At 64.9% G+C, this 12,144-nt stretch carries 10 protein-coding genes; 7 read left to right on the top strand and 3 right to left on the bottom strand.

Features of this window, described 5'->3' with window-relative positions; translation table 11 throughout:
* Window positions 1-93 precede the first annotated feature (93 nt).
* Window positions 94-2,037: an acetate--CoA ligase gene (gene acs / locus BF95_RS01850; RefSeq protein WP_043148937.1), complete on the bottom strand. Its 1,944-nt coding sequence runs from the start codon at window positions 2,035-2,037 to the stop codon at window positions 94-96.
* 245 nt (window positions 2,038-2,282) lie between these two features.
* On the opposite strand from acs, the gene BF95_RS01855 reads away from it, so the two are divergent.
* The 3 genes from BF95_RS01855 (at window position 2,283) to BF95_RS01865 (ending at window position 7,309) form a co-directional block, all read left to right on the top strand.
* Window positions 2,283-3,611 carry a DcaP family trimeric outer membrane transporter gene (locus tag BF95_RS01855; RefSeq protein ID WP_043148938.1) on the top strand — a complete coding sequence of 443 codons (1,329 nt, stop codon included), beginning with the start codon at window positions 2,283-2,285 and terminating at the stop codon, window positions 3,609-3,611.
* Between the two features lie 12 nt (window positions 3,612-3,623).
* Window positions 3,624-5,294, top strand: a complete 1,671-nt coding sequence (locus BF95_RS01860; RefSeq protein WP_043148939.1) for an MFS transporter — start codon at window positions 3,624-3,626, stop codon at window positions 5,292-5,294.
* Between the two features lie 146 nt (window positions 5,295-5,440).
* Window positions 5,441-7,309 carry an AMP-binding protein gene (locus BF95_RS01865; RefSeq protein ID WP_043149074.1) on the top strand — a complete coding sequence of 623 codons (1,869 nt, stop codon included), beginning with the start codon at window positions 5,441-5,443 and terminating at the stop codon, window positions 7,307-7,309.
* 15 nt (window positions 7,310-7,324) lie between these two features.
* Here the strand turns inward: BF95_RS01865 and BF95_RS01870 are convergent, their stop codons facing one another.
* Both BF95_RS01870 and BF95_RS01875 read right to left on the bottom strand, forming a co-directional pair.
* Entirely contained in the window at window positions 7,325-8,497 is a 1,173-nt protein-coding gene (locus BF95_RS01870; protein WP_043148940.1) for an NAD(P)/FAD-dependent oxidoreductase, read from the bottom strand.
* On the bottom strand, window positions 8,497-8,946 hold the full coding sequence (locus BF95_RS01875; protein ID WP_043148941.1) for a YaiI/YqxD family protein: 450 nt from the start codon (window positions 8,944-8,946) through the stop codon (window positions 8,497-8,499). Before BF95_RS01875 ends, BF95_RS01870 begins: the two co-directional genes overlap by 1 nt.
* 110 nt (window positions 8,947-9,056) lie before the next feature.
* On the opposite strand from BF95_RS01875, the gene BF95_RS01880 reads away from it, so the two are divergent.
* Genes BF95_RS01880 through BF95_RS01895 form a run of 4 tightly spaced genes read left to right on the top strand, consistent with a single transcriptional unit; the run spans window position 9,057 to window position 12,129 of the window.
* Window positions 9,057-9,479 carry an iron-sulfur cluster assembly scaffold protein gene (locus BF95_RS01880; protein ID WP_043148942.1) on the top strand — a complete coding sequence of 141 codons (423 nt, stop codon included), beginning with the start codon at window positions 9,057-9,059 and terminating at the stop codon, window positions 9,477-9,479.
* Complete coding sequence (locus BF95_RS01885; protein ID WP_043148943.1) at window positions 9,479-11,293, top strand: cation:proton antiporter domain-containing protein; 1,815 nt, start codon at window positions 9,479-9,481, stop codon at window positions 11,291-11,293. Before BF95_RS01880 ends, BF95_RS01885 begins: the two co-directional genes overlap by 1 nt.
* Window positions 11,290-11,616, top strand: coding sequence for a DUF423 domain-containing protein (locus BF95_RS01890; protein WP_043148945.1), 327 nt, complete (start codon window positions 11,290-11,292; stop codon window positions 11,614-11,616). Before BF95_RS01885 ends, BF95_RS01890 begins: the two co-directional genes overlap by 4 nt.
* A gap of 45 nt (window positions 11,617-11,661) precedes the next feature.
* Complete coding sequence (locus BF95_RS01895; protein WP_043148946.1) at window positions 11,662-12,129, top strand: Fur family transcriptional regulator; 468 nt, start codon at window positions 11,662-11,664, stop codon at window positions 12,127-12,129.
* The last annotated feature ends 15 nt before the right edge of the window (window positions 12,130-12,144 follow it).

A 12,144-nucleotide genomic window follows, 5' to 3' on the forward strand; every position in this document is an offset into this window, starting at 1 on the left:
GTCGTTGGCTCGTCCTTCCCTCTCCGACGCCATCCTGCCCTTGACCGGGCAGCGATGCAAATAGGGGTTGTCCCCTAACGGAACAAGCCTGTGTCAGGCCGCTGCCATCTGGCTGTCGGCGATCAACGCTTCGACCACCGACGGGTCGGCGAGGGTCGAAATATCCCCCAGCGCGTCGGTCTCGCCCTCGGCGATCTTGCGCAGGATGCGGCGCATGATCTTGCCCGATCGGGTCTTGGGCAGGCCGGGGGCGAACTGGATGATGTCGGGCGTGGCGATCGGACCGATTTCGGTGCGGACCCAGGCGACCAGTTGCTTGCGCAGCTCTTCCGACGGCTCGTCATGCGCATTGAGCGTCACATAGGCGTAGATGCCCTGCCCCTTGATCGGGTGCGGCATGCCGACCACGGCGGCTTCGGCGACTTTCGCATGGGCGACGAGCGCGCTTTCGACCTCGGCGGTGCCCATGCGGTGGCCGGACACATTGATGACGTCATCGACCCGGCCGGTGATCCAATAATAGCCATCAGCATCGCGGCGGGCACCGTCGCCGGTGAAATAGCGGCCGGGGTAGGTCGTGAAATAGGTCTGGAAGAACCGCTCATGGTCGCCATAGACAGTGCGCATCTGGCCGGGCCAGCTTTTGGCGATGCACAAATTGCCTTCGGTCGCGCCGTCCAGTTCCTTGCCATCGGCATCGACCAGTAGGGGGTGGACGCCGAACAACGGCTTGGTCGCCGACCCCGGCTTCAAGTCGGTCGCACCGGGCAGCGGGGCGATGAGGATGCCGCCGGTTTCGGTCTGCCACCAAGTATCGACGATCGGGCAGCGGCCTTCGCCGACGACCCGGTGATACCATTGCCAGGCTTCCGGATTGATCGGTTCGCCCACGCTGCCCAGGATGCGCAGCGAGGCGCGGCTGGTCGCCTGCACGAAGGCGTCGCCTTCGCGCATCAGGGCGCGCAGCGCAGTCGGCGCGGTGTAGAAGATGGAGACGTTCCATTTATCGCAGACCTGCCAGAAGCGGCTGTGGTCGGGATAGTTGGGCACGCCTTCGAACATCAGCGTCGTCGCGCCATTCGCGAGCGGACCATAGACGACATAGCTGTGGCCGGTGACCCAGCCGATGTCGGCGGTACACCAATAGACTTCGCCGGGTCGGTAATCGAACACCTGGGCATGGGTCATCGCCGCCCAGAGCAGATAGCCGCCCGTGCTGTGCAGGACGCCCTTGGGCGTGCCGGTGGAGCCGGAGGTATAGAGGATGAACAGCGGGTCTTCCGCGCCCATCGCTTCGGGCGCACAATCGGTCGCGGCGGCATCGCGGGCGGGGCCGTAGAACAGGTCGCGCCCTTCCACCATCGGCACATCCGCGCCGGTGCGCTGGACGACGATGACGGTTTCAACCGACGTGCAGTGGGCGAGTGCCGCATCGACATTGGCCTTTAACGGCACGGCCTTGCCTCCGCGCAGCCCTTCGTCGGCGGTGATGACGAGGCGGGAGTCGCAGTCGCGGATGCGGCTGGCGAGGCTATCGGGCGAGAAGCCACCGAAGACGATCGAGTGGACCGCGCCGATACGGGTGCAGGCCAGCATGGCGAAGGCGGCTTCGGGGATCATCGGCAGATAGAGCGTCACCCGGTCGCCGCGACGGACCCCCTGCCCCTTGAGCACATTGGCGAAGCGGCAGACTTCCTCATGCAGTTGGCGGTAGGTGATGACACGGCTCTCGCTCGGATTATCGCCTTCCCAGATTATCGCGGGCTGGTCGCCGCGTTCGGCCAGGTGCCGGTCGATACAATTGGCCGCGACGTTGAGTTGACCGTCGGCGAACCAGCTTATGCCGAAATCGGCTTCATCGAAGCTGCTTTCGTCCACCTTGGTAAAGGGGGTGATCCAGTCGAGCCGCTGCGCCTGATCGCGCCAGAAGGCGTCGGGGTCGGCAAGCGCCTGCGCATGCATGCGGGCGGCGTCGGTAGCCGTGACCCGCGCGTCGATGGCAAGGGCCGCGGGTACGGGATAGAGGGATTCGCTCATGATCTTGGCCTCTCCAAACTCTTTCGCACTAGCGTAACGAACACAGGTCAACCCGCCATCCTCGACCAAAGTGGGAGGGACTTGCGACCATGGTCCGCCTTATCCTCACCCTGCGCCGACCCGCATGATGCAGTCATAGCCGGATCGCCATATCCCTTCGCAGAAAGGGGCGAGCGGCAGAGAGAGGATGGATGATGACGCATAGGGCATTCCTAAATCTGAGGCGCGGGATTGCGAGCGGAGCGATGGCGGCAGCGCTCGCCACCGGATCGCAGGCCATGGCGCAGACGGCGCGCGAGGCGGAACTGGAAGCGCGGTTGAACCAGTTGGAGGCTGCCGTATCGGCCCTCCGCAGCGAGTTGACGCAGGCGCGCGCCGAGCAGCAGACATCGACACAGGTCGCACAAAAGGCCGACAGCCGCGTCGCCGCACTGGAAGCCAAGCCAGCCTCCGAGGGCTTCAAAGTCGGGGCCACCACCTTCAAGCTGGGCGGTTTCGTCAAGGTCGTCGGCAGCGCCACCCGTTATGATGATGGTACGGTGCCGGGCGGATCGCTGGGCAAGGAATTCTACCTGCCGCAACAAATTCCGGTCGGCGGCCAGAGCAGCCGCGATATCATCGGCCATGCGCGCCAGACGCGGCTGGCGTTCAGCACCTCTACCCCGCTGGGCGGCAAGGAGATCAAGAGCGTGGTCGAGTTCGACTTCGCACTGGCCGCCGCGCCCCTGGGCGCGCAGCGGGCGACCAACCCCTATACCCCGACCTTCCGCCGGGGCTTCATCAGCTATGGCAACTGGCTGGTCGGGCAGGAATGGACGACGTTCCAGAACCCGGCCCATTTCCCCGAAACCACCGATTTCGTGGGGCCGATGGACGGCGCGATCTTCGTGCGGCAGATGATATTGCAATATAGGCAGCCCCTGTCCGCCGACTGGAGCCTGTATCTCGCGGCAGAAAATCCCCAGACCGAAACGATCACCACCACGTCAGCCGCGCTGGGCGATAATGATAGCGACCGGATGCCCGACCTGGTCGCCAAGCTGGCCTATAAGGGCAAAGCCGGGGAAATGCATGTTGCGGGACTGTATCGCAAGCTCGCGGTGCATGCCAACGGGATGGGCGACAATGCCAACGGATGGGGCGTAAGCGCTGCGGGCAAGGTGCCGTTTGGTCCGCAAGGTCGGCACGACATTCGGTTCAGCGCCACCTATGGCCAGGGCATGGGTCGTTACTTCACGGTCGGCTTCGCGCCGGACGCCGTTTATGATCCAGCGGTTGCGGATCGGCTATATGTCGTGGACAATTTCGCCGGTTTCGCCGCAATCAAGCTGGGGTGGACGGACAATGTGCGATCGACCGTCATGGCCGCCTATCAGAAGGCCTGGTATCCCGATGGCATCGCTTTGCCGGGCCTGGCCAACGTCGCATCCTATAGCGTTGCGGGCAATCTATTCTGGTCACCCGTCAAGCAACTGGATCTGGGGATCGAATATCGTCATGCCGAACGCAAAGTCGCCAGCGGCCTGACGGGGCAGATGGACCGCCTGGAAATGGCCGCGAAATATACATTTTAAAGGAGAGGGCAGATGGCGACAACATATAAAGACGGCCAGCCAAAGCGCAGCGTGACGGGGCAGAATGAGAAGCTCGTCATTGCTGCGTCATCGCTGGGCACGGTGTTCGAATGGTATGATTTCTATCTCTACGGCCTGCTGGCCACCTATATCTCGGCCCAGTTTTTCTCGGGCGTGAATGAGACGACGGGGTTCATCTTTGCGCTTGCCGCCTTTGCCGCCGGTTTTGCGGTGCGGCCGTTCGGCGCGATCGTGTTCGGGCGGATTGGCGACATGGTCGGGCGCAAGAATACGTTTCTGGTCACCATGGGCATTATGGGCCTGTCGACCTTCGCGGTAGGCGTCCTGCCCAACTATGCCAGCATCGGCGTTGCGGCGCCGGTCATCCTGCTGGTGCTGCGTCTGGCGCAAGGCCTGGCGCTGGGGGGCGAATATGGCGGCGCGGCAACCTATGTCGCCGAACATGCGCCGGAGGGCAAACGCGGCCTCTATACCAGCTGGATCCAGACCACGGCGACCTTCGGGCTGTTCGCCGCGTTGCTGGTGGTCATCGGTTTCCGCTTTGCGCTGGGTGAGGAAGCCTTTGCCGCCTGGGGCTGGCGTCTGCCCTTCCTGATCTCGATCTTCCTGCTTGGCGTATCGATGTGGATCCGCCTGCAGCTGAACGAAAGCCCCGTCTTCCAGAAGATGAAGGACGAAGGCACCACGTCGAAAGCACCGCTGACCGAAGCCTTCGGCAAATGGGGCAATCTGCGCTGGGTCATCATCGCGCTGCTGGGTGCGGTCATGGGTCAGGCGGTGGTCTGGTATGCCGGGCAATTCTATGCGCTCTTCTTCCTGGAAAAGACGCTGCGGGTGGATGGCGCGACGGCCAATATCCTGATCGCTATCGCGCTGGCGCTGGCCACCCCCTTCTTCGTCTTCTTCGGCTGGCTATCCGACAAGATCGGCCGCAAGCCGATTATCCTTGGCGGTTGTGCGCTGGCGGCGATGACCTACTTCCCGCTGTTCGGGGCGCTGACCAACGCCGCCAACCCGGCGCTGGCAGCGGCGCAGGCGTCGGCTCCGGTGACGATCGTCGCCCATGGCGAGGAATGTTCGTTCCAGTTCGATCCGGTCGGCAAGAACAAGTTCGACACGTCGAGCTGCGACGTCGCCAAGACCTATATGGCCAAGACCGGCGTCAGCTATGACAATGTCGAAGCCGCAGCGGGCACGCCTGCGGTGGTCAGGATCGGCGACGTCAGCCTGACCGCGCCCGATGCTGCCACGCTGGCGGGACCGGACAAGAAAGCGGCAATCGCGGCCTATCAGACGCAGTTGCAGGCGGGGTTGGTTGATGCAGGCTATCCGGCCAAGGCCGACACCGCGAAGATCAACAAGGTTGCCGTCGTGGCGATCCTGTGGGCGCTCGCGATGCTGGTGACGATGGTTTACGGACCGATCGCCGCGATGCTAGTGGAACTCTTCCCCAGCCGCATCCGCTACACGTCGATGTCGCTGCCCTATCATATCGGCAATGGCTGGTTCGGCGGGTTCCTGCCAACCACGGCCTTTGCGATGGTCGCGGCGACCGGGAACATCTATTACGGCCTGTGGTATCCGGTTGTCGTCGCAGCAGCGACAGTGGTCATCGGCCTGCTGTTCCTGCCCGAGACGTTCAAGCGCAATATCGACGACTAGTACAGCGACCCGTACAATGGAATTGAGGGCGGTCACCAATAGGAGGCCGCCCTTATTTTATGTCCCGAGTAGCCTGCCCCACTAACGTCGAATGGCCTTTCCTACAGCTTTACGGCATGATTATTTCCAACATGGGAGAGAAAATCATGGCGCAGGCCTATCTGGACGCACAGATGCGCAGTCAGGACGATCGCGAAGCCTATTGGCTGGACGCGGCGCAGGCGATCGAGTGGCAGGTGCCGCCGGTGCGCGCCTGGAGCGAGGGCGAAGGCTGGTTTGCGGGCGGCCTGATGAACACATGCCATAATGCGGTAGACCGCCATGTCGCGGCGGGGCGCGGCGAGGATCTGGCGCTGATCTACGAAAGCCCGGTGACGGACACGCGGCTGACCTTCACCTTCGCCCAGTTGCAGGACGAGGTCGCGCGCACGGCAGGCATGATCGTCGCCCAGGGCGTCGGCAAGGGCGATCGGGTCATCCTGTATATGCCGATGGTGCCGCAGGCGGTGATCGCGATGCTGGCCTGCGCGCGGATCGGCGCGATCCATTCGGTGGTGTTCGGCGGGTTCGCCGCGCCTGAACTTGCCAAGCGGATCGACGATGCGACGCCAGCCCTGTTGATGACGGCATCCTGCGGGATCGAGGGCAGCAAGGTCATTCCCTACAAGGTGCTGGTGGACAAGGCGCTGCAAATGGCGACCCACCGGATCGAGCACGTCATCCTGCTGCAACGGCCCCAGGCGATCGCGCCGATGCAGGAGGGGCGCGACCTCGACTGGGCCGACACGCTGGCGGAGGCGGAGCCAGTCGATTGCGTGCCCGTCGATGCGACTCATCCGCTCTATATTCTCTATACGTCGGGCACGACCGGCACCCCCAAGGGCGTGGTGCGGCAAAATGGCGGTCATGCGGTGGCCATCGCCTGGAGCATGGCGCATATCTATGGCATCCGTCCGGGCGAGGTTTTCTGGGCGGCGTCCGATGTCGGCTGGGTCGTGGGGCATAGCTATATCGCCTATGGGCCGTTGCTGGCGGGCGCGACGACATTGTTGTTCGAGGGCAAGCCGGTGGGAACGCCGGACGCTGGCACATTCTGGCGGACCATTGTCCGCAACGATGTCCGCATCTTCTTCACCGCGCCCACCGCGATCCGCGCGGTGCGTAAGGAAGACCCGGAGGGCGACTATATCCGCCAGATCGGCACGGGCAATTTGCGCGCGCTGTTCCTGGCGGGCGAGCGGGCGGACCCGGACACGATCCATTGGGCCGAAGCGCAGCTCAAACTGCCGGTGATCGACCATTGGTGGCAGACGGAATTGGGCTGGCCAGCGCTCGCGACCTGCTTTGGCCTGGGCGATACGCGGCGCAAGGCGGGCAGCGCAGGCTTTCCGGTGCCGGGCTATGGCTTTCGCGTGGTGGACGATGGCGGCGCGGACGTCGCGCCGGGCGAAACGGGCAATGTGGTGATGACGCTGCCGCTGCCGCCGGGCTGCTATGCGGGATTGTGGAACAATGAAGCGGGCTTCGCCAAGGCCTTTGCCGGTTTTCCCGGCCATTATGAGACGGGCGATGCGGGCCATGTCGATGCCGATGGCTTCGTCAACATCATGGGGCGCACCGACGACATCATCAATGTCGCGGGCCACCGGCTGTCGACCGGGCAGATGGAACAGATCGTCGCCTGCCACCCGCTGGTGTCCGAATGCGCGGTGATCGGCGTGGACGATGCGTTGAAGGGCATGGTGCCGATGGCCTTCGTCGTTGCGCGGACGGGCGCGTGGGACGCGGCGACGCTACGGGCCGAGATCATCAAGGCGGTGCGCGACGAACTGGGGCCGGTGGCGGCGCTGAAGGACGTGCATATCGTGGGTGCGCTGCCCAAGACGCGGTCAGGCAAGATCTTGCGCGCGGCGCTGCGTCAGGTCGCGGCGGGGGAGATGATCGCGATGCCAGCGACGATCGAAAGCCCGGCGGCGCTGGAAGCGATCATGGCGATTTTCGCGAAGGTGGAGTGAGGGGGACGGCGGCGGTCAGACCGCCTGCCCCGCCGCCCAGCCGCTGGCCCAGGCCCATTGGAAATTATAGCCGCCGAGCCAGCCGGTAACGTCCACAGCTTCGCCGATGGCATAAAGGCCGGGCATTTTGTTGGCCTCCATCGTGCGAGAGGACAGGCCAGCGGTCGCGATGCCGCCGACGGTGACTTCGGCCTTGGCATAGCCCTCCGTCCCGGTCGGGGCGAAGGGCCAGTCGTGGAGGCGGGCGCTCAATTGGCGCAGCGCCTTGTCGGAGAGATTGCCCATTTCGCCTTCAAGCCCGACCCGCTCAAGCAGCGCGTCGGCGAGCCTTTCGGTCAGCGCCTGCCCTACCACCTTGCGTAAGGAAGCGCGGGGGCGGTCCCGTTTCGCTTGGAGGAGCCAGTCGGCATCGAGGTCGGGCAGGAAATCGACCTGAATGGGGGTGCGATGCTGCCAATAGCTGCTGATCTGAAGCATGGCCGGGCCGGACAGGCCGCGATGGGTGAAGAGCGCCGCCTCGCGAAAGCGGGTCTTGTTCCAGCGCACTTCGACGGGGGCGGAAACGCCCGACAGCGCTTGGAACAGCGCCTCCTCTTCGCCCAGCGTGAAAGGGACGAGCGCAGGGCGTGGCTGGATGATGGCAAGGCCGAACTGTCGCGCGACATCATAGGCAAAGCCGGTCGCGCCCATTTTGGGGATGGATGGCCCGCCGGTCGCCAGCACCAAGGCGGGGGCGCGATGGTCGACCGCGCCCAGCTTGACCCGGTAGAGGCCGTCGCCATGGGTGACGTCGCCCACGGGCTGGGCCAGCGCCATGGTGACACCGCCGATGGCGCATTCCTCTTCCAGCATCGCAACGATCTGCTTGGCCGAACCATCGCAGAATAATTGCCCCAGCGTCTTTTCATGCCAGGCGATGCCATAGCGGTCGACGAGCGCGATGAAATCCTGCGCGCTATAGCGGCCCAGCGCCGATTTGGCGAAATGGGGGTTGGCGGACAGATAGCGGTCGGCCGCGGTGTGGATGTTGGTGAAGTTGCACCGGCCACCGCCGGAAATGAGGATTTTCTTGCCCACTTGATCGGCATGATCGACCAGCAGCACCCGCCTGCCCCGTTGGCCCGCTATCGCCGCGCACATCATCCCCGCCGCGCCTGCGCCCAGGATGATCGCGTCCCAATCCGCCATTATCGGCCCCGCTTCAGGCGCACCAGCGCCTCGTCCAGCGCCGAGAGAAAGCGCGATCGGTCGGCCTTGCCGAAAGGCGGTGGCCCGCCGATCTGATCGCCGCCCGCGCGCAGATCCGCCATGATCGCGCGGGTCGCGATCGCTGCGCCGATGGAACTATGGGTGAAGGGCTTGCCGATGGACGAGATCACCACCGCGCCAGCCTTGAGGCAGCGATCAGCGAGCAGGATGTCGGCGGTGATGCAGACGGTTCCCGCATCCGCCCGCTCCGCGATCCAGTCATCGGCCGCATCGAAGCCGTCGCTGACCACCACCCGGTCGAGCAGGTCGTGCGCGGGGATGCGGATCGGGCTGTTGCTGACGATCGTGACCGGCACGGCATGGCGAAAGGCGACCTTGTAGATCTCCTCCTTGACGGGGCAGGCATCGGCATCGACCAGAATCTTCATGGGGGCGCGATAAGCCGCCGGACGTGGGGAGACAATGGTCGCCGCGCTAATTTCGAAGGACGCTATTCCCCGCCTTCACCCCGCGACGATCCTGTCCTACATGGGACGGGATGAGCGCTCCCCTGTATAACAAAGACATATTGCGGCTCGCCGCCAGCATCCCGCACCATGCCCGCCTGCCCGAACCGCAGGCGAGCGTCGAGAAACGGTCGCCGACCTGTGGGTCGCGCATCGTGGTCGATGTGGCGATGGCGGACGGGCGGTTGGCCGAGATGGGGCTGGACGTGAAGGCCTGCGCGCTGGGGCAAGCATCGGCGTCGCTGATGGCGGCGCAGGCGATCGGGATGAGCGCGGATGAACTCGCCGAGGCGCGCGACAAACTGACTGCCTATCTGTCGGGCGCGAGCGAGGATCTGGATTTCTGGCCGGGCTTGGGCGTGTTGGCCCCGGCGCGCGGCTATCCGGCGCGCCATGCGTCCATTCGCCTTGGCTTTGAAGCGATAGCCGAAGCCGCGCGGATGGCGGACGCCTGATGCAGATTATGCCTGCCCCCCTGCCCATTCCGGTCAGCGCCACCGACATGCTGTTGTCGGAAGGCGTCATCCTGCTGGGGGCCGCCGTATTATTCGTCCTGCTGTTTCGCCGGTTCGGACTGGGTGCGGTGCTGGGCTATCTGGTCGCGGGCGCGGTGGTCGGGCCGCAGGGGCTGGGGCTGGTCGGCGGCGGCGAATCGAAACTGGCGATTGCCGAAATCGGTATCGTGCTGCTGCTGTTCCTCGTCGGGCTCGAACTTAATCCGGCGCGGCTGTGGCGGTTGAAGCGCGACATCTTCGCGCTGGGCCTGGCGCAGGTGGTGCTGTGCGGTTGCGTGCTGACGGCGATCATCTTCTATTTCACCGGCTTTACCTGGGGCGCGGCCATTGCGCTGGGCTTGCCGCTGGCGCTGTCGTCCACGGCGCAGGTGCTGCCGGGGCTTAAGTCCAGCGGCCGGATCAACTCGCCCTTTGGCGAGAAGGCCTTTTCGATCCTGTTGTTCCAGGATCTGTCGATCGTGCCGCTGATCACGATCATCGCCGCCCTGTCGCGCAACCCGGCCGATGCCGCCGGGCCGCCGGGATGGGTGCTGGCGGGCTATACGGTCGCGGCGATTGCGGGCCTCGTGCTGGCGGGGCGGTTCATCCTGCGGCCGTTGCTGGGACTGGTCGGGCGTCTGGGCGAGCGCGAATTGTTCGTGGTGGTCGGGCTGTTCACCGTACTCGCGGCGGCGGCTTTGATGCACAGCCTGCACCTCTCGACTGCGCTCGGCGCGTTCGTCGCGGGCGTGATGCTGGCCGATTCGCCCTATCGGCACGAGATAGAGGCCGATGTCGAACCCTTCCGCTCGATCCTGCTCGGCCTTTTCTTCCTGGCGGTCGGCATGGTGCTGGACCTCAAGACCGTAGCGGCCAATCCGGTGTTCGTCATCGGCATGGCGTTGATTCTGGTCGCGACCAAGGCAGCGATCATCACCGGCCTCGCCCGGCTGTTCGGCATGGATTGGCGACCGGCACTGGGTGCGGGGCTGCTGCTGTCGCAAGGGGGCGAATTCGGTTTCGTCCTGTTCGCGCAGGCGCAGGGCGCGATGCTGATCGCGCCCGCAGCGTCCAGCCTGTTCAGCGCGATCGTCACCTTCTCCATGGCGACGACGCCGTTCCTGATGCTGTTCGCCCGCCGGTTCGAATTTGCCGCGCCACGGGACGGCGCGGACCTGCCCGGGCCCGACGGCGCGCCGCGTGGCACCGCCATCATCGTGGGCTATGGCCGATTCGGGCAGACGGTCGCGCAGATGCTGATCGGCCATGGCTTTGCTGTCGTGTCGATCGACAAGAAGCCCGCGCAGATCGAAGTGTCGCAGCGGTTCGACACGAAGGTCTATTATGGCGATGGCACGCGCATCGACCTGCTGCACCGCGCGGGGGCGGACGAGGCGCGGCTGATCGCTTTCTGCATCGACGATCCTTCGCTCGACAATCGCGCGCTCCAGCCGATCGCCGAGGCCTTTCCGCAGGCCGCGCTGATGGTGCGCGCCTTCGACCGCAAGCAATTGCTGGCGCTTCGGAATATGGACCTGGCCGGGGTCGTGCGCGAAGTCTATGAATCGGCGATCTGCATGGGGGTGCAGGCGATGCAGGCGCTGGGCGTGCCGGCCGAGGAAGTCGAAGAGGTCGAGCGGCAATATCGCGCCAATGACGAGCAGAGGCTGGCGCTGCAGATCGAGCATGGCGACCTGATCTCCGGCAAAGACCTGATCTACCGGCCCGGAAAGGGCATGCGGCTGCTGACGCGCGGCGATGGAGAAAAGACATGATTGCTGTGCTGGCGGCCCTGTCCGCTGCGATCGCCATCGGCGCGGGGGCGTTCGGCGCGCATGGGGTGAGCGATCCCAAGGCGGTGGAGTGGCTGCGCACTGGCGGCGTCTATCAATTGATCCATGCCGTCGCGGCGATCACCATCATGGGCGTGGCGCGCGGCGCGGCGGTGGTGCTGCTGATCGGCGCGGCGATTTTCGCGCTGACCCTCTATGCCATGGCGCTGGGCGCGCCCCGCTGGCTGGGGGCGATTACGCCGATCGGCGGGGTGCTGATGATCGGTGGCTGGCTGTGGGCGGCATGGCAGTTCGGGCAGCGCTGACAGCCTGCCCTTGCCCCCGGCCCCGGCCCGGCCTAGATTGACCCGATGGCCGACCATAAACATCATCATCATGAGCCGACCGGCACCAAATTGGCCGATGCCGCGCGCCGCACGTTGGAAGCCCAGAGCGAACAATGGACGCCGATGCGCGCCGCGATCTTCGACGCGCTGACGGCCGAGGAAAAGCCCGCATCCGCCTATGACATCGCCGATACGGTGTCGCAGGCGCGGGGCAAGCGGGTGGCGCCCAACAGCGTCTATCGCATCCTCGACCTGTTCGTGACGAACAATATCGCGATGCGGGTGGAGAGCGCCAATGCCTATATCGCCAACGCGCATCCTGGCTGTCACCACGACTGCATCTTCCTGGTGTGCCGCAATTGCAAGCAGGCGACCCATGTCGATGATGACAAGGTGACCAACGAAGTCCGTGCCGTCGCCGAGCAGGAAGGCTTCAAGCCCGAACGGCCGGTGATCGAAATATTGGGCACCTGTGCGAAATGCGCGGCGTGACCGACGCATCGCGCC

Source organism: Sphingobium sp. Ant17 (genome assembly GCF_000588875.1).
Classification (GTDB): domain Bacteria; phylum Pseudomonadota; class Alphaproteobacteria; order Sphingomonadales; family Sphingomonadaceae; genus Sphingobium.